The organism is Rhizobium sp. NXC14 (assembly GCF_002117485.1).
Taxonomy (GTDB): domain Bacteria; phylum Pseudomonadota; class Alphaproteobacteria; order Rhizobiales; family Rhizobiaceae; genus Rhizobium.
The window spans coordinates 578,205-597,373 of record NZ_CP021033.1 but is presented as its reverse complement, the minus strand read 5'-3'; the positions used below and the strand labels follow the sequence as shown (position 1 = coordinate 597,373).

Here is a 19,169-nt window from a genome sequence, read left to right as displayed (position 1 = left end):
GCGGCCGCCTGCCGGCCGATCCGGAGGGGATGATATGAGTTTGCGCAACGAAAGCCTCCAGCATTTTCTGGAAGCCGCTTCGGTCGCTTTCGACCAGTTTGCCGAGGCTCCAGAAGCCCGCCGCTCGATCGGGCAGTTCTTCGCGGCGCTGGAGCGCCCGGGGACTGCCCGCGCGGGAGAGGGAAGCCGGTTACCGGTCTGCGCTCATCTCGATATGGCGCTCGCAGTCGATACGTCCTATGCTTCGCTGGCGCGATTGATCGAGGGGTTCAAAGGCATTGAGCCAATGCTTGAATGGCATCGCCGCACAAAGTATGACCACACCACGGCCAGCGACAATTTCGTTGATGGGCATGCCAATGCCATGATCGTCGGGCCGGGTGGATTGGAGGAGCGAAGTGACCTGTGGTTCGGTGTGACATTGATGGCGCCTCACGTGCGCTATCCCGATCACGACCATGCGCCGGAGGAGGTCTATCTCGTGCTGTCAAAGGGAGAGTTCCAGCAGGGGGAGGGGAACTGGTTTTCGCCTGGTATCGGCGGATCGTTCTATAATATTCCCGGGATCAAACACGCCATGAGGTCGGTGGAGACGCCGCTCTTCGCCTTCTGGGCGTTGCTTGCCGAGCGGTCGCATTGACGGCCGGCTGTCTAAAGCATGTCGCGCAAAGCTGTGCGGCGGTTGTGACAACGGCTTACGTGAAAACAAAGAGTTAAAGCGCAGAGCAAGCGAATCTGAAAGATCGCGACGCGCTTTGGATATAGGGGTTTGCCATGAAGATTCTCGTGCCCGTCAAGCGGGTTGTCGACTACAACGTGAAGATCCGGGTGAAGCCGGATGGCACGGGTGTCGAGCTTGCCAATGTGAAGATGTCGATGAACCCGTTCGACGAGATTTCGGTGGAAGAGGCGCTGAGATTGAAGGAAGCCGGCAAGGCGGAAGAAGTGGTGGTGGTGTCGATCGGCCCGGCCAAGGCCGAGGAAACGCTGCGCACGGCGCTCGCCATGGGCGCCGACCGGGCGATCCTGGTCGAGACCGACGACGCCGTCGAGCCCCTGGCCGTCGCCAAAATCCTCAAGGGTGTGGCCGATGCCGAACAGCCGGGGCTGATCATATCAGGCAAGCAGGCGATTGACGACGATTCGAACCAGACCGGCCAGATGCTGGCGGCATTGCTGGGCTCGGCCCAGGCGACCTTCGCCTCGAAGATCGAGATCGGTGACGGTAAGGCTCAGGTGACCCGCGAGGTCGACGGCGGCCTGCAGACGATCGAGATCAAGCTGCCGGCGGTCATCACCACCGACCTCAGACTGAACGAGCCGCGTTACGCCTCGCTGCCGAACATCATGAAGGCGAAGAAGAAGCCGCTCGACAAGAAGAGCCCTGCCGATTTCGGCGTCGACACGACGCCGCGGCTGAAGGTGCTGAAGACCGAGGAGCCGTCCGGCCGCAAGGCCGGCGTCAAGGTCAAGTCGGTCGCCGAACTCGTCGACAAGCTGAAGAACGAAGCCGGCGTGCTGTAATCGGGCTGGAACAGGAGCAACTATCATGACCATTCTTCTTCTGGCCGACCATGACGGCAATCACCTTTCCGACCAGACCGCCAAGGCGCTGACCGCCGCAAGCCAGATCGGCCCCGACGTGCATGTGCTGGTTGCCGGCAAGGCTGCCAGGGCTGCGGCCGATCAGGCGGCAAAACTCTCCGGCGTCTCCAAGGTGCTGCTCGCCGAAAGCGACGTGCTTGCCAACAATCTCGCCGAACCGCTGGCCGAGCTGATCGTTTCGCTCGCCGGCCCCTATGACACGATCGTCTCGGCCGCCACCTCGGTCGGCAAGACGGTGCTGCCGCGGGTGGCAGCCCTTCTCGACGTCGCCCAGGTCTCGGAGATCATCGAAGTCGTCTCCGCCGACACCTTCAAGCGGCCGATCTATGCCGGCAACGCCATCCAGACGGTGCAATCAAGCGACGCCAAGAAGGTGATCACCGTGCGCACTGCTTCCTTCGCCTCGGCAGCGGAAGGCGGTTCGGCAACGGTCGAGGCGATCCCGGCCGTCTCCGATCCGGGCCTGTCGCGTTTCGTCTCCGATGCCCTGTCGGCGTCGGAACGTCCGGAACTGACCTCGGCCAAGGTCATCATCTCGGGCGGCCGCGCACTCGGTTCGGCCGAGAAGTTCAAGGAGGTCATCCTGCCGGTGGCCGACAAGCTCGGTGCTGCCGTCGGCGCCAGCCGCGCCGCCGTCGATGCCGGTTATGCCCCGAACGACTGGCAGGTCGGCCAGACCGGCAAGGTGGTGGCGCCCGATCTCTATATCGCCTGCGGCATCTCCGGCGCCATCCAGCATCTGGCCGGCATGAAGGATTCGAAGGTGATCGTCGCCATCAACAAGGACGAGGAGGCGCCGATCTTCCAGGTTGCCGACTACGGCCTCGTCGCCGATCTGTTCGACGCCCTGCCGGAATTGCAAAAGGCGCTCTGAGCGAGGAGACCAAACGTGGCGCGAGCGGTGGGACGTCCAATCAGACCTGGTGCCGACCTTCTCCTGAACGATGAGGAAAAGCCGGCCTATATCAGGCTGCACGACATCGGCAGGGAAAGGCGTCCTCGGCCGCTGCAGGAATTCCTCAACGATATCGGCGGACTGATGCTGTCGGCTGAGGCTCCCGCCGTTGCCAGTTTCGTTGCCGGCAAGGTGCTGCAGAGGCTGCTCAAGACAGGCAAGGTGCGGCCGGAGGGCGACCCTCTTCCCGGCGTGCCGGGAGGGCTGGATGACGCCATCGGCCATCTGGCAAAATCCGGACGAAAATATGAGGCGATCGCCGGCCAGTTCAAAAGTCTCGCCGACAAACTGCTGTGGAGACGTGGCCGGACCGGCCCCTTTGCCAGCCTGAACTTCGGCAACACCCACTCCCACGCCGTCCTGATCGGTCCGGGCGGCCTGGAGGAGCGGGCCGATCTCCGGGTGGGCGTGATCTATATGGATCGCTACACGCGCTTTCCCGATCATGTTCAGACGCAGCCGCGTGCCTTCATTCTGCTTTCGCCGGGCGAAATCTGCCTCGACGATTCCCAATGGTTTTCCGCCGCGACCGGAACAGTTTTCGCGAATGATGCGGGGCAATCTTTTGCGATAAGATGTACGGCCCAGCCGCTTCTCGCGGTCTGGTGTCAGGTCGAGCCGGGATAACGAAGATGAGGCGGAAGCAGATCGTTTCGATGTCTAGGTCGTAGCTCTGCATATCTCGCTATCGAAATTGATTTAATAGAAAGGATTATCAAATGGACGTTCGCGCCGCCGTAGCCGTTCAGGCTGGAAAAGCGCTTGAAGTGATGACCGTGCAGCTGGAGGGGCCGAAGGCCGGCGAAGTTCTGGTGGAGGTCAAGGCGACGGGCATCTGCCACACCGACGATTTCACCCTGTCGGGCGCCGATCCGGAGGGTCTGTTTCCGGCGATCCTCGGCCATGAGGGCGCCGGCATCGTCGTCGATGTCGGCCCGGGCGTGAGTTCGGTCAAGAAGGGCGACCATGTCATTCCGCTTTATACGCCCGAATGCCGCGAGTGTTATTCCTGCACGTCGCGCAAGACCAATCTCTGCACCTCGATTCGATCAACCCAGGGCCAGGGCGTGATGCCGGACGGCACCTCGCGCTTCTCGATCGGCAAGGACAAGATCCATCACTATATGGGCTGCTCGACCTTTGCCAATTACACGGTGCTGCCGGAGATCGCGCTCGCCAAGATCAACCCCGACGCGCCCTTCGACAAGGTCTGCTACATCGGCTGCGGCGTCACCACCGGTATCGGCGCCGTCATCAACACCGCCAAGGTCGAGGTCGGATCGACGGCGATCGTCTTCGGGCTTGGCGGCATCGGCCTGAACGTCATTCAGGGCCTGCGCCTTGCCGGCGCCGACATGATCATCGGCGTCGATATCAACCCGGATCGCAAGGCCTGGGGCGAGAAGTTCGGCATGACGCATTTCGTCAATCCGAAGGAGGTCGGCGACGACATCGTGCCCTATCTGGTCAACATGACCAAGCGGGGCGGCGACCTGATCGGCGGCGCCGACTACACCTTCGACTGCACCGGCAACACCAAGGTCATGCGCCAGGCGCTGGAGGCCAGCCATCGCGGCTGGGGCAAATCGGTCATCATCGGCGTGGCCGGCGCCGGCCAGGAAATCTCGACACGTCCGTTCCAGCTGGTGACCGGTCGCAACTGGATGGGCACTGCCTTCGGCGGCGCGCGGCCGCACCGACGTGCCGAAGATCGTCGACTGGTACATGCAGGGCAAGATCCAGATCGATCCGATGATCACCCACACCATGCCGCTCGAAGACATCAACAAGGGCTTCGACCTGATGCACAAGGGTGAAAGCATCCGCGGCGTGGTGGTCTATTGAGAATGAAAACGATCGCGACTGATAAGTCTTACGGCGGCACTCAGGGCGTCTACGTGGAACGCTCCGAGACCTGCGATTGCGACATGACCTTCGCGGTGTTCGTGCCGCCGCAGGCTGCCGCCGGCAAGCTGCCGGTTCTATGGTATCTGTCCGGCCTGACATGCACGCATGCCAACGTCATGGACAAGGGCGAGTATCGGCGGCTTGCCGCCGAACTCGATCTGGTCATCGTCTGCCCGGATACCAGCCCCCGCGGGGACCACGTTCCCGATGAGGCCGACAACTGGCAGTTCGGCAAGGGTGCGGGCTTTTATGTCGACGCCACCGAGCCGCCCTATTCGGCCAATTACCGCATGTACAGCTATATCGTCGACGAGCTGCCGCGGCTCCTTGCTGCGGAGTTTCCGGTCGACATGGATCGCCAGGGGATATTCGGTCACTCGATGGGTGGACATGGCGCGATCACGATCGCGCTCAAGAACCCGGATCGCTTCCGCAGCTGTTCGGCCTTCGCGCCGATCAGCCATCCCTCGGTTTCCGGCTGGTCGAAGCCGGCCTTCCGGAAATATCTCGGGGCCGACGAGGCGACCTGGCGGGCCTATGACGCCTGCTCGCTGATCGAGGACGGTCATCGTTTCCCCGAACTGTTCGTCGACCAGGGAACGGCGGATAGCTTCCTGGAGGATGGATTGCGCCCCGACGAGCTGAGACAAGCCTGCGAGGCGGCTGATATCAACCTCAAGCTTCGCATGCAGGAAGGCTACGGCCATTCCTACTTCTTCATTTCGACATTCATGGAGGACCATCTGCGCTGGCACGCGCAGAGGCTGGGAAAATAATTGCATAGCTCGGCCGGGCATAACGCAAACGGCCAGGGAGGGAAGGAGAGAAGCAATGACCAGCACAGCCATACATCCGGCAGTGGATTCAGGCTTTCGAGCGACTGACGCTGCTTTCGCAGGCGGAACGCTTGTGTGCAATTGCGCGAGCAATCCCGTCAAGGTGAGGGTCAAGGGTGACATCGCCCACAACCACGTCTGCGGCTGCACCAAGTGCTGGAAGCCGAAAGGCGCCGTCTTCTCGGTCGTGGCGGTGGCGCCGACCGAAAGCGTCGAGGTGCTGGAAAACGGCGACAAGCTCGCAGTTGTCGATTCCACCGCCCTGATTCAGCGGCACGCCTGCAGGGAGTGCGGGGTGCATATGTACGGACCGGTCGAGCGCGAACATCCCTTCCAGGGGTTGTCCTTCGTCCACCCGGAGCGCTTCCAGGAGGGCGGCTGGGCAAAGCCGACTTTCGCAGCCTTCGTGTCGTCGATCATCGAAAGCGGCTTCGATCCTTCGAAGATGGACGCGGTCAGGGCGCAGCTGAAGGCGTCGGGGCTCGAGCCTTATGATTGCCTTTCGCCTGGCCTGATGGACTATATCGCCACCTGGACCGCCAAAAAGAGCGGCGTCCTGGCCGCCTAATTCTTCGGGGGGCGCCGAACAGGCGCTCCCCGAATGCAGCCGCCATCCGCATGTCGTAACCTCCGGCGATGACCGGCGTCTTGAGGTCCTGTAATCGACCTCGGCTTGAGCCAGTCCAGCCCACCTGCCACGACAACCCATGAGAAGAACTCCGCGAAGGCTGCCGCCGCGGAGCTTTTGCCATGCCCGTCACTTCCGAAAATAAGCAGCGGCATCAAGCCTCCCGCTATCGGCGGCAACAGTCTCCTTTGCCGTGGGACACCGATCATCGCCCGCGCTCAGAACACGCTCTTTGCAAATTGTGTAATCGAGGAATTATTAATGTGTACATAGAGTACACAATTATTGACTCTGTTCGGGCGGCGTGTCATCTTCCCCGGCGTAGAGCAACAAGCGACCGGAGATCGACGATGGCGAAGACACCCAAGAGCAATCTCTACGAAGACCTGAAACGCCAGATTCTGACGATGGAGCTGGATCCGGACGCTGATCTCGACGAGGTCAGTCTGAGCGAGAAGTACGGGCTGTCGCGCACCCCGGTGCGGGACATATTCCGTCGCCTTGCCGGCGAGGGCTATATCGACATCCGCGAGAACAGGGGTGCGCGGGTCATTCCGATGAACCACTCCACGCTGCGCAATTTCTTCCTTGTCGCGCCGATGATCTATGCGGCGATCGGCCGTCTCGCCGTGCAGAACTTCAAGCCCGCGCAGCTTGTCGATCTGAGGCAGACCCAGGAACGGTTCCGGGCCGCCAGCGAGACTAGGGACCCGCTGGCGATGGTTCTGGAGAACAATCGCTTTCATGAAATTTTCGGTGAGATGTCGGGCAATGACTATCTGCAGCCGAGCCTCGGCCGGCTGCTCATCGACCACGCACGCATCGGCCACACCTTCTTCCGCCCGAGAAACGATGACATGCGGCGGCGGCTGCAAATTGCCGTCGACCATCATGACGGCTTCATCGAGGCTCTCGGTGCTCACGACGAGAGCGCCGTGGTCGACCTCGTCTTCGAACACTGGGAACTGTCTCGCGAGAACATGGAGATGTTCATCGCCCCGCCAGGCCTTAAGGCGGATGCCCATCTCGGCGGTCCGGCCACGCAATTATTGGAGAAGTCATCGTGAAATTTGAGGGGATCTATACACCGGCCGTGACGCCGCTCGATCAGGATGGACAGATCGACCGGCCGGCATTCGCTGCCGTGCTCGAGTCGCTGATTGAGGCCGGCGTCCACGGCATTATTGTCGGCGGTTCGACGGGCGAATACTACGCCCAGAGCAGCCAGGAACGTTACGAGCTCGCGGCCTATGCGAAGGAAGTCATCGGGACGCGGCTGCCGCTCATCATCGGCACAGGCGCCACGCGGACCGAAGATTCGGTCGAATATGCCAAGGCTGCGAAGGAAATTGGTGCGGACGCGATCCTCGTGTCGTCGCCGCCATACGCATTGCCGACCGAACGCGAGAACGCAGTCCATGCGCTGACCGTCGATCGCGCCGCCAACCTGCCGATCATGCTCTACAACTACCCTGCCCGCATGGGTGTGGTGATGGGCGATGAGTATTTTTCCCGCGTCGGCAAGTCGAAGAACGTCGTCGCCATCAAGGAAAGCTCCGGCGACATGAGCAATCTTCACCTGCTGGCCCGGAAATTCCCGCACATCTCGCTCTCGTGCGGCTGGGACGACCAGGCGCTCGAATTCTTCGCATGGGGCGCGAAAAGCTGGGTCTGCGCCGGCTCCAATTTCCTGCCGCGCGAGCATGTCGCCCTCTATGAGGCCTGCGTCGTCGAGAAGAACTTCGACAAGGGCCGGGCGATCATGAGCGCGATGCTGCCCCTGATGGATTTCCTCGAATGCGGCAAGTTCGTCCAGTCGATCAAACACGGCTGCGAGATCATCGGCCTGAAAGCCGGCCCCGTGCGGTCGCCGCTGCGCGGACTGAACTCCGAAGAGAAAAGAACCCTTCAGACCGTCGTTTCCACGTTGAAGCGCACGGTCGGCCAGATCACGTCGGGAGCCAATCATGCATGAGCCATTGACCGCAGCCGAATACAAGGCGATCGCCGCCGATCTTCAACTTCCGACGAGTGCTTTCATTGACGGCACATTCCGTCCGGCCAATTCCGGCAAGACCTTCACCTCCACAAACCCTGCGACGGGCGAGGTCCTTGCCGAAATCGCCGCCTGTGATTCAAGCGACGTCGATTTCGCCGTCGAAAAGGCGAAGCAGGCATTTGACGACGGACGCTGGCGGCTTCGCTCTCCGGGCGAGCGCAAGGACGTGCTGCTGAAGCTCGCCAAGCTCCTGGAGCGCAACCGGCACGAGCTCGCCGTCATGGAGAGTCTCGACAGCGGCAAGCCGATCCGCGAATGCCAGACGGTCGACGTACCCGATACAATTCATACGCTGCGTTGGCATGCCGAACTGATCGACAAGCTCTATGACAACACCGCCCCTGTCGGCGCCAACGCGTTGACGATGATTGTGCGTGAGCCGATCGGCGTTGTCGGCTGCGTGTTGCCGTGGAATTTCCCGCTGCTGATGCTCGCCTGGAAGATCGGCCCGGCGCTTGCGGCCGGCTGCTCGGTCATCGTCAAACCGGCACAGGAAACGACGCTCACGACGCTGCGTGTCGCCGAGCTTGCCCATGAAGCGGGTATTCCTGCGGGTGTCTTCAACGTTGTGACCGGCGACGGCAAGGACGTCGGCGAACCGATCGGCCTGCACAAGGATGTCGATATGGTGGCCTTCACCGGCTCGACGCCCACCGGCCGCCGCTTCCTGCGTTATGCCGCGGACTCGAACCTCAAGAAAGTCGTGCTCGAATGCGGCGGCAAGAATCCCGCGGTCGTTCTCGACGATGCCGAAGACCTGGACCTCGTTGCCGAGCAGGTTGTCAACGGCGCCTTCTGGAACATGGGCGAGAACTGCTCGGCCACTTCGCGTCTCATCGTCCAGTCCGGAATCAAGGACGAATTGATGAAGCGCATCGGCGCCTATATGCGCGAATGGAAGACGGGCGATCCGCTCGATCCCGAAAACCGCATCGGCGCGCTCGTCAGCAAGACACATTTCGAGAAGGTGAAGTCCTTCCTCGACGACGCCAAGACGGAGAAGCTCTCCGTTGCCCATGGCGGCGAAACCTATAACGGCATCTTCATCGAGCCGACGGTGGTCGAGGGTGTGACACCTGCAAGCCGCCTCTTCCAGGAGGAAATCTTCGGGCCGGTGCTCTCCGTGACCACTTTCAAGTCGCTCGCTGAGGCGATCGCCCTTGCCAATGATACGAATTACGGCCTGACGGCCTCCGTCTATACCGGCAGCCTGCGGAATGCGATCAAGCTCTCGCGCGAGATCCGCGCCGGTGTCGTCACGGTCAACTGCTTCGGAGAAGGGGACGCCACCACCCCGTTTGGCGGTTACAAGGAGTCCGGCTTCGGCGGCCGCGACAAGTCGGTCTTCGCCCACGACAATTACTGCGAGCTGAAGACCATCTGGATCGACGTATCCGAACGATCGGTCGACGAGACGGTCCGATGATCCGCCACGTCATCAAGCGCCTGCCGATCGATACCGGCGTTTCGGGATGGGAAGCGATCAGCGGACGCGCCTTCCCCGTAATGGCGCTTGAGCGTGACATACTGGCGGACTGGCTGATCGTGGGCGCCGGCTTTGCCGGACTCTCGGCGGCCCGCCGTCTCTCGCAGGCGCGGCCTGGCGACAAGATCGTCGTCCTGGATGCCGGCGAGCTTGCCAAGGGGCCGGCTGGGAGAAACTCCGGCTTCATGATCGACGTGCCGCACAACCTCTCCTCCGGCGAGTATTCGGTGGCGGGCGAGGCGGCAACCAAGGACGAGATCCGCCAGAACCGTCTGGCGATTTCCTTCGCATCCGAAGTGGCGGCCGAATACGGCCTGTCCAAGGAGGTCTTCGACCCCGCGGGCAAGGTGAATGCGGCCGCCTCCGCGCGCGGGCTCGCGCTTAACGACAACTATCGGAAGTCGCTCGAGAAGATCGGTGAGGAGCATAGCGTTTTCGACGCCGATCACATGCGGGAAATGACCGGCTCGCGCTATTACCTCGGAGGGCTCTACACGCCCGGCGCGGTGATGATTCAGCCGGCCGGTTACATTCGCGGCTTGGCGCACGGGCTTTCCTCGAAGGTCGTCATCCACGAGAATTCGCCGGTGCTGGAACTTTCCCGGGAGGGGGGCAGCTGGAAGGCGAAGACGCCGCGCGGCTCGGTCTCATCGCCGAAGGTCATACTGGGCGTGAACGGCCACATCGAAAGCTTCGGCCATTTCCGCGGTCGGCTGATGCATATCTTCACGTATGCGTCGATGACATCGGCCTTTTCCCAGAACGAATTTGGCGGCGATGTCACCGGCGTCGATCGCTGGGCGCTGCTGCCGGCCGACCCGATGGGCGCCACTGTGCGCAAGATCTCCAAGGACGGCCTGTCGAGGATCGTCGTCAGGACGAGGTTCACCTACGATCCCAGCCTCAAAGTATCGGAAAAGCGTGTGGCCGGCATTGCCGCCGAGCAGCGGCGCTCGTTCGACGCTCGGTTCCCCGAGCTGAAAAGCCTGCCGATGGAATATAGCTGGGCGGGCGCGCTCTGCCTCAGCCGGAACCATGTGCCGGCTTTCGGCGAGGTCGAAGAGGGGCTGTTTTCCGCCTGTTGCGAGAATGGTCTCGGCACCGTCAAGAGCACACTTGCCGGCATGATGGCGGCTGACCTCGCGACAGGCGCCGCGAGTTCGGAGCTCGACACGTACAAAAACCAGCCGGAACCGACGAGATTGCCTCCCGAGCCCATCGCCTGGCTCGGCGTCAACTCGGTCATCCGCCTACAGGAATTGCGTGCAGGCCGCGAGGGATGATCCCTCGGGTCACGCAATACGAAGCTGCCCGCTCGCAGACTTCAATGGGAACGTAAAACAGGAGTAACAACAATGAAAATTTTGTGGAAGGCGCTCTGCGCCGCTGCGATGATCGGGATCAGTGTTCTGCCGGCCCGCGCGGAAGAAAAGACGATCACCATGGGCACGATGTCGTGGGAGGATCTCACGCCGATCACCGGCATCACCAAGAAGGTTCTCGAAGACGCCGGCTATACCGTCAAGGTCACCGAATTCTCCGAGTGGGGCATTGCCTATGCCGCCCTCGCCAAGGGCGACATCCAAGTGCTCACCTCGCAGACGGACTATGTCGCGCAGGACTACTGGGACAAGAACAAGAACCGCCTCGAAAAGATCTCGCCGGTTTCGCACGGCCTCTATCAGGGCGTCGCCGTTCCCAAATATGTGCCGATCGACTCGCTGGAACAGCTCAATGAAAACCCCGACAAGTTCGGCGGCAAGATCATCGGCATCGAGCCGGGCGCCGGCCTGATGCGCGACACATCGAATGCGGTCAAGGATTACGGGCTCAAGCTCCAGCTTGTCGAAGGCAGCACGGCCGCGATGACGGCGGCGCTGAAATCCGCCTACGACCGTAAGGAGTGGATCGCCGTGACGATCTGGGAGCCGTCCTGGATGGTCCAGAAGTACGAGGTCAAGTACCTCAAGGATCCGAAGGGCGTCTTCCCGCCGCCGCAGAGCTACTACTGGATCGGCCATAAGGGCTTTTCCGAAGAGAACCCGCATGCCCGCGAAGTCATGGCCAGCGTCTATGTGCCGATCGCCGACATCACGGCCATCAACGGCGAAGTCAAGGACGGCAAGACCATGGACCAGGCCGTTCAGGACTGGATCGGCGCCCATGCCGACCTGATCAAGCGCTGGGAAAACATCAAGAAGAAATAAGTGCGTCGTGGCCGTCCGATCCTTTGGGCGGCCACCCTCTCACCTAGAAGAAGCCAGCCGATTGGCTCAAAAGGGGATCGCTATGAAAACCGTCAATATCGATGCCAAGGATGTCCTGATCGACTGCCAATCCCTCTGGAAGGTCTTTGGTGACAAATCCGCTGCGGCGATGCAGTCGATAAAGGAGCGCGGTCTCGACAAGAAGGAGGTCCTGCAGAAATTCAACTGCGTCGTCGGCGTGTCCGAAGTGAGCCTCCAGGTCCGGCGCGGGGAAATCTTCTGCATCATGGGCCTGTCGGGCAGCGGAAAATCGACGCTGATCCGCCTTTTGAACAAGCTGATCACGCCGAGCGCCGGCAAGGTGCTCGTCAAGGGACGCGACCTCGCCTCCTTGTCGCCGGTCGATCTCAGGCAGATGCGCGCCAAGAACATCGGCATGGTGTTTCAGAGCGTTGCCCTGCTGCCGCACCGCACCGTCCTGGAAAATGCGGCCTTCGGCCTCGAGGTCCAGGGAATCGCGAAGGCGGAGCGAAACAAGACCGCCGCCGCCGCCCTCGAGAAAGTCGGCCTCGCCGACTGGGTGAGCCGCTATCCCAATGAGCTTTCCGGCGGCATGCAGCAGCGCGTCGGGCTTGCCCGCGCCCTTGCCTCCGACCCGGAGATCATTCTCATGGACGAGCCGTTCAGCGCGCTCGATCCCCTGATCCGGCGCCAGCTTCAGGACGAATTCCGCCAGCTGACCAAAGCCCTCGGCAAATCTGCCGTCTTCATCACCCATGATCTCGACGAGGCGATCCGCATCGGCGACCGTATCGCCATCATGAAGGACGGCGTCATCATCCAGACCGGCACGGCCGAGGAAATCATCCTCAACCCGGCCGATGCCTATGTGGCCGAATTCGTCGCCGGCATATCCCGCCTTCATTTGATCAAGGCGCATTCGGTCATGCGCAGCGTTGCCGAATTCCAGCAGAGCGCTGCGAATTCGGATATCGCGTCGCTGGCGCGCACGACGCCGGATGCCGATATCGACGAGCTTATCTCCCTGACGATGCAATCGGACCGCGACGCCATTGCCGTCGTCGATAACGATCGAGTCGTGGGCGTCGTTACACCGCGCAGCCTCTTGATGGGTGTCAAGGGAACCTCCGCCCCCGATCTGACGGCGGCGTGACCCAGGGAGCTGATTGACATGGACAGTTCAGCCTTCACCGATCTTTTCGACGAATGGACGGACTCCGCGCTCGAATGGGTGAGCGACAACGGGGAATTCCTGTTTGACTACATCAGACAGCTTCTCGAGGGTCTCTATGACGGGATCCTCTGGCTGCTGGAGCTTCCGCCGTTTTACGTGGTCGCCGTCATTGTGGCGCTGATCGGCTGGCGGCTGGTCAATGCCTGGTTCGCGGTGCTCAGCGGCGTCGCGCTGGCGCTTTGTTTTTCGATGGGGCTGTGGCCGGAGACGATGAGCACGCTGGCTCTGGTCCTGACCGCCACCACGATCGCCCTGGCGATCGGCATTCCGGTCGGCATTGCCGCCGGCTTCTTCACGGCTCTCGATCACTTCATGGAGCCGGGCCTCGATCTCATCCAGACCATGCCACCCTACATCTACCTGCTGCCGGCGATCGCCTTGCTCGGCTACGGGCCGGCGACGGCGCTGATCGCCACCGTGATCGTGGCCGTGCCGCCGGCCATCCGCCTGACCTCTCTCGGCATCCGCATGACGCCCAAGGAATTCATCGAACTCGGAGAGGCACTCGGGATGACGCCGGCGAAAATGTTCTTCAAGATCCGTCTTCCCTTTGCGCTGCCGAGCATCATGGCGGGTATCAACCAGAGCCTGATGATGGCTTTCGGTATGGTCGTCATCGCCGGCATCGTCGGCTCCGGCGGGCTCGGAGAGACGATCTATGGCGCGATCAGGACGCTCGATATCGCGACCTCGATCAATGCCGCGATCGCAATCGTGGTACTGACCATGGTGATTGACCGGATAACCCAGAGTGCTGCCCGCCTGGGAACAGGGAGGAAGTCATGAATCCTGCGATCCTGCAGTTTTCGCCGGGCGCCCTCCTGGCCCCAGCCGTCGATTGGCTCAACACCAATCTTCATCCGCTGTTTGCGGCCATCAGCACCGTGGTCGAAACGGTCCTGTCGGCAATCGAGACGGCACTGCTCTTCGTGCCGCCTTATGCGCTGATCGTCATCGTCGTCCTGCTGGCATTCTTCGCAGTCAGCCTGCGCGCCGCGATCCTCGCCGGCCTTTGCCTCGGCTTCTGCCTGCTTGTCGGGCTGTGGACGGCGTCGATGCAGACGCTTGCTCTTGTGACCGTCGCCGTTGTGATTTCCGTCCTCATTGCCTTCCCGATCGGCGTGCTTTGTTCGCGCTACAAGACATTGGAGGCGGTGGTTCGCCCGATCCTCGACGTGATGCAGACGGTGCCGCCATGGGTCTATCTCATCCCGGCGGTGATGATCTTCAGCCTTGGACGCGTGCCGGCCATTATCGCCACCATCGTCTATGGCATTCCGCCGATGCTGCGACTGACGACGCTGGCTTTCAACCAGGTGCCGAAGGTGTTCATCGAGCTCGGCAGCGCCATCGGCGCACCGCCCCGCTCGATCCTCTGGAAGATCGAAATTCCGCTCGCCAAGCAGACACTGCTCGTCGGTCTCAATCAATGCATTCTTTTGTCGCTCGCAATGGCGGTGCTCGCCGGCCTCGTCGGCGCGGGCGGTCTCGGCGCCGAAGTGACGCGCGGCCTGACGCGCATGGAGATGGGGCTCGGCCTGAGAGCAGGTCTGGCAATCGTTGCAGTCGCTCTTCTGCTCGACCGGCTGTCGCGCGGCCTGCTCGACCGCGGCGGTCTGCCCAAGGCGCGATGAGCGGGATGTGAAAAGATGAGAAACAGCTTTTTCTGCATCGATGCGCACACCTGCGGCAACCCGGTTCGTCTCGTTGCCGGAGGCGGCCCCCTGCTTCCGCACGTGCCCATGGGCGAACGACGGGAGATTTTCGTCCGCGACCATGACTGGGTGCGCAAGGCGCTGATGTTCGAGCCGAGGGGGCATGACATCATGTCGGGTTCGATCATCTATCCCGCCTATCGGCCCGATTGCGATTTCGCCGTGCTGTTCATCGAGGTGAGCGGCTGCCTGCCGATGTGCGGCGCCGGCACCATCGGCACCGTGACCGCTGCGATCGAGGAAGGGCTGGTCAAGCCGCGTGAGCCGGGAAGAGTCGCGATCGAAACGCCGGCAGGCAGGGTCGACGTCACCTATGAGGAGAAGAATGGATATGTCGATTCCGTCCGTCTCCACAATGTCGCGAGCTATCTTCATGAGGCCGATGTCGCGGTGGATGTGCCCGGAATGGGTCGCCTGCGCGTCGATATTTCCTATGGCGGCAACTATTATGCAGTCGTCGAGCCGCAGGAGAACTGGAGCGGACTCGACGGCATGAGCGCATCCGACATCGTCGGCTGCAGCCAGAAGCTCAGGACAGCGCTTGCCGATATCTGCAATCCCGTTCATCCCGACGATGCCAGGATATCGGGCGTGCATCACGCGATCTGGTGTGACGGCCCGGTGAACGACGTGTCGGACGGGCGCTGCGCTGTCTTCTACGGCGAGAAGGCGATAGATCGCTCGCCGGGCGGCACCGGCACATCGGCGCGCATGGCGCAGCTCCATGGAAAGGGACGGCTTACCGTCGGGTCGAGCTACCGTCATGAAAGCCTGATCGGAACCGTCTTCGAGGGCCGGGTGGAAGGCGAGGCAAACATCGGACCTTATCGCGGCATCCTCCCGAGCATCGGGGGCTGGGCGCGGGTCATCGGCCACAACACCATTTTTGTTGACGACCGCGATCCGCTGGCGCACGGTTTTCAGATCAGATGAGCGCATTCAGGAACGGTGATGAGATGAATATGCGACCCGGGCAGCATCGGCAGGCAGACGGCGCCGCAAAGCCCACCGCCCGGCTCAAGGTCGGATTCGTTCTGTCGCGGTCGTTCACGCTGTCCGCCTTTGCGCTGTTCGTGGATACGCTGCGGCTGGCCAGCGACGAGCAGGACCGTTCCGGAAGAGTGCTTGCCGACTGGCAGGTGATCGGCAGCACGCGGCATCTAATCACTTCGAGTTGCGGCGTCCAGGTCGCTCCGACGTCTGACTTCGTCGATCCCACGCGCTTCGACTACATCGCCGTCGTCGGCGGCCTTCTGAGCGTGGAGAACCCCGTCGATCAGCAGACCATCACCTTCCTCAAGCAGGCGGATGCCAAGAAGGTGCCGCTGATCGGCGTGTGCACCGGTACGTTCATCCTTGCCGCTGCGGGCCTGATGAAGCGGCATGAATCCTGCGTCAGCTGGCTGCATTATAAGGAGTTTCGCGAGCGTTTCCCCGAACTCAGCGTTCGCTCCGACCGGCTCTTCAATCTCGATCGCCAGCGCGGATCCTGCGCCGGCGGCAGCAGCAGTGCCGATATGGCGGCGCTGCTGGTCAGGAAATATATCAGCCGCGATGCCGAACGAAACGCGCTTGAAGTGCTGCAGATCGAGAAGGCCCGCGCTCCGGCCGACATTCAGCCCCGGCGTCCGCTTTACGACGATTATGACGATGCCCGTGTCAAGGCGGCGATGATCACGATGGAGCAGTTCGTCGATGGCAGCATGCCGATCGAGAAGCTCGCCGCCATGGTCGGACTCTCCCGGCGTCAGTTGGAGAGAATCTTCATCGAGAAGACGGGAATGTCTCCCGCCAAAGCCTACAACCGCGTCCGCATGGAGCGGGCAAAATCGATCCTGGCCCAATCGAAGGCGCCGCTGATCGAGATTGCGCTCGATGTCGGCTTTGAAAACGCGTCGCAATTCACGAGAACGTTCAAGCGCACATTCGGGCAGACGCCGTCGCAGCATCGCGCGGCAGCTTTAAGATCGCATTGAACGATGCGACCTTTCACACATTTTCCCAGGGAAAGCTGTCCAGCCGCTCCGCGCCCTTCGTCGTGGTCAAAAGCCGGTCAGCCCCCTCGGGATTGAGATAGGTCTGTTTTCTCTCGTCCTTGAAGACGGGCCGGCTCGGCGGAACGGCTTTTGTCTCGCTGCATCCGAGTGATCCCCTGTTGTCGGTGAGTAATGCGGCGTTACTCAGCGCTCGATGACGAGATCGCCGAGCGGCTTGGAGCAGCAGGGCAGGAAGAAGCCGGCGTCGATTTCGCGTTGCCGGATGCCACCATTATGGTTCATCTCCACCGAACCGGAGACAAGCTTCGACTTGCAGGTGCCGCAGACCCCATTCGAGCACGAGGAGGGCAGGCGGACGTTGCCTTTCTTTGCCGCCGCAAGCACGGTCTGGTCTGACGGGACCTCCAACGTCTTCTTCTGTTTCGAGAATTCGACCTGGAAAGTCCTCGTTGTCGGCTGTGCGTCGACGTCGAGGCCTGGCTCGTCAATGACCGCGGCGTCGAAGCTCTCTTCGATATAGTTTTCTGGCGGGACGCCGAGAGCAGCCGTGATCGAACGCGCCACTGCCATGAACGGCGCGGGACCGCAGCACATAACGACGCGTTCGGCGATGTCGGGCACGGCAAGCTTGAGGAACTCCGGCGAGATCCGGCCGGTCAGCCCTGGCCATGACAATTCGCCGGCGACCGTTTCGGGAAGAAATTGGAGACGCAGTCCCTTCATCCTCGCTGCGAGCCCCGAAAGGTCGTGGCGAAAGATCAGATCGGCAGGCGTTCTCGCCGCGTGCAGAAAGACGATGTCCGACGCTTCGTATCGGTCTGCCAGATCACGTGTGATCGACATGACAGGCGTGATGCCCGAACCTCCGGAGAGGAGCAGAAGCTTGATCTTCTCGCCCTTGGGACGGATGAAATAACCAAGCGGTCCCTGACCCTTGACGGTCATGCCTGGTGCCATATGGTCGTGGAGCCAGTTCGATATCCTGCCGCCGGGCATGCGCTTGACCGTCACCGTAAAGGTATTGCTTCGATGGGGCGACGACGAGATGCTGTAGCACCGCGCCTCACCATCCGAACCCGTCGGGAAGTCGAACAGAAAGTACTGGCCGGCATCGAAGTGGAAATGCTTACCTTCGGGCGACGCGAACGTGAAGCTTTTCACGTCATGCGTCTCCTGATGGACGTCGAGACAGACGAGGGTCTCGTCAGTCTCCGGATCCCAGACCTGCTGCGCGCTCTGACCTAGACGCATGGATGTGAGATCAATACCCATGAGCGCGCATCCGATCGATGTACCAGGTGGCGAACTTGTCGAGGTTCGTCTCGGAGAAGCGGGAATAGGGCCCTGGCTGATAGGCGGGATCGAACGTGCCGGCATGCGAGCGGGCGACGAGATCGGCATCCTGGTCCGTCGTCGCGATCCAGACGTCCGTCAGCTTGTCGAGATCGTAATCGACCCCCTCGACGGCATCCTTGTGGACCAACCACTTGGTACGCACCAGCGTCTTGCCCGCCGAAAGCGGGATGACGATCGCAACCACCGCATGGTCGCCCATGAAGTGGTTCCAGCTGTTATGACCCCAGAGATGCGTGTCGCCGAGATCCTTGCGGGTCATTTGGCCGAGCAGCTTGGAGGATGCGGCGGTGGCGTCGGGGGTCTGGGATTCGCCGGCGCCTGCTATGATCAGCCGCTGGGTGCGGAAGTTTGTGGCGCAGTCGGTGAGCTGCTCGATAGCAGCCGAGGGGAAACCGTCTGTCTCCCATGCCTGCGTGCGCTCCTCGTAAAGCCGGAAATGCTCTTCCGCCAACTCACGATCCTCGGGGCTCAGCGTCTCCGGATCGAAGCCGAAGTCGAGATCGACGAAGGAGACGCAGAGTTCCGGATGGTTGGCGGAGCAATGGTAGCACTCGCGATTGTTCTCCATCGTCAGCTTCCAGTTGCCTTCCTCGATGACGTCGGTCTGGTGGGCGATCTTGGCATTGCGGATTTCATAGGGAGCGAGACGCTCGGCCATCGCCTGCTCGAGGCCGGCAATGTCCTCGGGCGGATTGTCGGATAGACAGACGTAGACCAGGCCGCCGATCGATTTGAAAGTAACCGGCTTCAGGCCGTGACAGTCCTTGTCGAAATCCTTGCCCATATGAGGGGCGTAGCTGAGTTCGCCCGTCAGTTCATAGGTCCAAGTGTGGTAGGGACAGACGAGCTTCGAAACGATTGTCTTGCCCGGATTGAGAAGGCGGGAGCCGCGATGGCGGCAGACATTGTGCAGGACGCGAATTTCGCCATCGTCGTCACGCAGGAGGATCAAGCTCGTCTTGCCGATATCGATCACCGTGGCGTCGCCGGGCTCGGGAACGTCACAGTCGAGGCCGACGCAGATCCAGTGCTTGTGGAAGAAAACATCGACGTCCGCTTCGAACACATCTTCCCTGATGTAAAGGCCGGCCGGCAGAGAATAACCGTCGGCACGGGCGTCGAGAAGGGCCGAAATCGAAGACGGAAGCTTGTTTAGCATGAG

At 61.6% G+C, this 19,169-nt stretch carries 18 protein-coding genes and 1 pseudogene; 17 read left to right on the top strand and 2 right to left on the bottom strand.

What is annotated here, in order from left to right; genetic code table 11:
- Positions 1 to 34 precede the first annotated feature (34 nt).
- The 17 genes and pseudogenes from NXC14_RS30825 to NXC14_RS30745 all read left to right on the top strand — a co-directional run bounded on the left by NXC14_RS30825 (position 35) and on the right by NXC14_RS30745 (position 16,630).
- Positions 35 to 640: a dimethylsulfoniopropionate lyase gene (locus tag NXC14_RS30825; protein ID WP_085781784.1), complete on the top strand. Its 606-nt coding sequence runs from the start codon at positions 35 to 37 to the stop codon at positions 638 to 640.
- Positions 641 to 774: 134 nt separating this feature from the next.
- A complete protein-coding gene (locus tag NXC14_RS30820) occupies positions 775 to 1,524 on the top strand; it encodes an electron transfer flavoprotein subunit beta/FixA family protein (protein ID WP_085779629.1) in 750 nt (249 codons plus the stop codon).
- A 25-nt stretch (positions 1,525 to 1,549) separates the two neighbouring features.
- Entirely contained in the window at positions 1,550 to 2,479 is a 930-nt protein-coding gene (locus NXC14_RS30815) for an electron transfer flavoprotein subunit alpha/FixB family protein (protein WP_085781783.1), read from the top strand.
- A 15-nt stretch (positions 2,480 to 2,494) separates the two neighbouring features.
- Positions 2,495 to 3,187, top strand: a complete 693-nt coding sequence (locus tag NXC14_RS30810) for a dimethylsulfonioproprionate lyase family protein (protein WP_085781782.1) — start codon at positions 2,495 to 2,497, stop codon at positions 3,185 to 3,187.
- Between the two features lie 92 nt (positions 3,188 to 3,279).
- Positions 3,280 to 4,405: pseudogene (locus NXC14_RS30805) on the top strand (S-(hydroxymethyl)glutathione dehydrogenase/class III alcohol dehydrogenase).
- A 2-nt stretch (positions 4,406 to 4,407) separates the two neighbouring features.
- Complete coding sequence (fghA, locus tag NXC14_RS30800; RefSeq protein ID WP_085781781.1) at positions 4,408 to 5,244, top strand: S-formylglutathione hydrolase; 837 nt, start codon at positions 4,408 to 4,410, stop codon at positions 5,242 to 5,244.
- 55 nt (positions 5,245 to 5,299) lie between these two features.
- Entirely contained in the window at positions 5,300 to 5,872 is a 573-nt protein-coding gene (gene gfa, locus NXC14_RS30795) for an S-(hydroxymethyl)glutathione synthase (protein WP_085781780.1), read from the top strand.
- Between the two features lie 410 nt (positions 5,873 to 6,282).
- Entirely contained in the window at positions 6,283 to 6,999 is a 717-nt protein-coding gene (locus NXC14_RS30790) for a GntR family transcriptional regulator (RefSeq protein WP_085781779.1), read from the top strand.
- Positions 6,996 to 7,907, top strand: coding sequence for a dihydrodipicolinate synthase family protein (locus NXC14_RS30785; RefSeq protein ID WP_085781778.1), 912 nt, complete (start codon positions 6,996 to 6,998; stop codon positions 7,905 to 7,907). Before NXC14_RS30790 ends, NXC14_RS30785 begins: the two co-directional genes overlap by 4 nt.
- The gene (locus NXC14_RS30780) at positions 7,900 to 9,417 is read left to right on the top strand and encodes an aldehyde dehydrogenase (RefSeq protein WP_085781777.1); all 1,518 of its coding nucleotides are present in this window, start codon (positions 7,900 to 7,902) and stop codon (positions 9,415 to 9,417) included. The genes NXC14_RS30785 and NXC14_RS30780 overlap by 8 nt, the downstream gene beginning before the upstream one ends.
- The gene (locus tag NXC14_RS30775) at positions 9,414 to 10,760 is read left to right on the top strand and encodes an FAD-binding oxidoreductase (protein ID WP_085781776.1); all 1,347 of its coding nucleotides are present in this window, start codon (positions 9,414 to 9,416) and stop codon (positions 10,758 to 10,760) included. Before NXC14_RS30780 ends, NXC14_RS30775 begins: the two co-directional genes overlap by 4 nt.
- Positions 10,761 to 10,832: 72 nt before the next feature.
- Positions 10,833 to 11,684, top strand: coding sequence for a glycine betaine ABC transporter substrate-binding protein (locus NXC14_RS30770; protein ID WP_085781775.1), 852 nt, complete (start codon positions 10,833 to 10,835; stop codon positions 11,682 to 11,684).
- 82 nt (positions 11,685 to 11,766) lie between these two features.
- A complete protein-coding gene (locus NXC14_RS30765) occupies positions 11,767 to 12,858 on the top strand; it encodes a glycine betaine/L-proline ABC transporter ATP-binding protein (protein ID WP_085781774.1) in 1,092 nt (363 codons plus the stop codon).
- Between the two features lie 18 nt (positions 12,859 to 12,876).
- Positions 12,877 to 13,725, top strand: coding sequence for an ABC transporter permease subunit (locus NXC14_RS30760; RefSeq protein ID WP_085781773.1), 849 nt, complete (start codon positions 12,877 to 12,879; stop codon positions 13,723 to 13,725).
- Positions 13,722 to 14,573, top strand: a complete 852-nt coding sequence (locus NXC14_RS30755; RefSeq protein WP_085781772.1) for an ABC transporter permease subunit — start codon at positions 13,722 to 13,724, stop codon at positions 14,571 to 14,573. The genes NXC14_RS30760 and NXC14_RS30755 overlap by 4 nt, the downstream gene beginning before the upstream one ends.
- A 15-nt stretch (positions 14,574 to 14,588) precedes the next feature.
- Complete coding sequence (locus tag NXC14_RS30750; RefSeq protein WP_085781771.1) at positions 14,589 to 15,587, top strand: 4-hydroxyproline epimerase; 999 nt, start codon at positions 14,589 to 14,591, stop codon at positions 15,585 to 15,587.
- 29 nt (positions 15,588 to 15,616) lie between these two features.
- Positions 15,617 to 16,630 carry a GlxA family transcriptional regulator gene (locus NXC14_RS30745; protein WP_085782070.1) on the top strand — a complete coding sequence of 338 codons (1,014 nt, stop codon included), beginning with the start codon at positions 15,617 to 15,619 and terminating at the stop codon, positions 16,628 to 16,630.
- A 204-nt stretch (positions 16,631 to 16,834) separates the two neighbouring features.
- Here the strand turns inward: NXC14_RS30745 and NXC14_RS30740 are convergent, their stop codons facing one another.
- Together NXC14_RS30740 and NXC14_RS30735 are read right to left on the bottom strand one after the other, a co-directional pair.
- Positions 16,835 to 17,902: a hybrid-cluster NAD(P)-dependent oxidoreductase gene (locus NXC14_RS30740; protein ID WP_198175599.1), complete on the bottom strand. Its 1,068-nt coding sequence runs from the start codon at positions 17,900 to 17,902 to the stop codon at positions 16,835 to 16,837.
- A gap of 10 nt (positions 17,903 to 17,912) precedes the next feature.
- Entirely contained in the window at positions 17,913 to 19,166 is a 1,254-nt protein-coding gene (locus NXC14_RS30735; RefSeq protein ID WP_085781769.1) for an aromatic ring-hydroxylating dioxygenase subunit alpha, read from the bottom strand.
- Between the last annotated feature and the right edge of the window lie 3 nt (positions 19,167 to 19,169).

Bases quoted from the DNA above. Each gene is read 5' to 3' on its own strand.
- NXC14_RS30825 (WP_085781784.1), top strand. From the start codon at position 35: ATGAGTTTGCGCAACGAAAGCCTCCAGCATTTTCTGGAAGCCGCTTCG.
- NXC14_RS30820 (WP_085779629.1), top strand. From the start codon at position 775: ATGAAGATTCTCGTGCCCGTCAAGCGGGTTGTCGACTACAACGTGAAG.
- NXC14_RS30815 (WP_085781783.1), top strand. From the start codon at position 1,550: ATGACCATTCTTCTTCTGGCCGACCATGACGGCAATCACCTTTCCGAC.
- fghA (WP_085781781.1), top strand. From the start codon at position 4,408: ATGAAAACGATCGCGACTGATAAGTCTTACGGCGGCACTCAGGGCGTC.
- gfa (WP_085781780.1), top strand. From the start codon at position 5,300: ATGACCAGCACAGCCATACATCCGGCAGTGGATTCAGGCTTTCGAGCG.
- NXC14_RS30790 (WP_085781779.1), top strand. From the start codon at position 6,283: ATGGCGAAGACACCCAAGAGCAATCTCTACGAAGACCTGAAACGCCAG.
- NXC14_RS30780 (WP_085781777.1), top strand. From the start codon at position 7,900: ATGCATGAGCCATTGACCGCAGCCGAATACAAGGCGATCGCCGCCGAT.
- NXC14_RS30775 (WP_085781776.1), top strand. From the start codon at position 9,414: ATGATCCGCCACGTCATCAAGCGCCTGCCGATCGATACCGGCGTTTCG.
- NXC14_RS30770 (WP_085781775.1), top strand. From the start codon at position 10,833: ATGAAAATTTTGTGGAAGGCGCTCTGCGCCGCTGCGATGATCGGGATC.
- NXC14_RS30765 (WP_085781774.1), top strand. From the start codon at position 11,767: ATGAAAACCGTCAATATCGATGCCAAGGATGTCCTGATCGACTGCCAA.
- NXC14_RS30760 (WP_085781773.1), top strand. From the start codon at position 12,877: ATGGACAGTTCAGCCTTCACCGATCTTTTCGACGAATGGACGGACTCC.
- NXC14_RS30755 (WP_085781772.1), top strand. From the start codon at position 13,722: ATGAATCCTGCGATCCTGCAGTTTTCGCCGGGCGCCCTCCTGGCCCCA.
- NXC14_RS30750 (WP_085781771.1), top strand. From the start codon at position 14,589: ATGAGAAACAGCTTTTTCTGCATCGATGCGCACACCTGCGGCAACCCG.
- NXC14_RS30745 (WP_085782070.1), top strand. From the start codon at position 15,617: ATGCGACCCGGGCAGCATCGGCAGGCAGACGGCGCCGCAAAGCCCACC.
- NXC14_RS30740 (WP_198175599.1), bottom strand. From the start codon at position 17,902: ATGCGTCTAGGTCAGAGCGCGCAGCAGGTCTGGGATCCGGAGACTGAC.
- NXC14_RS30735 (WP_085781769.1), bottom strand. From the start codon at position 19,166: ATGCTAAACAAGCTTCCGTCTTCGATTTCGGCCCTTCTCGACGCCCGT.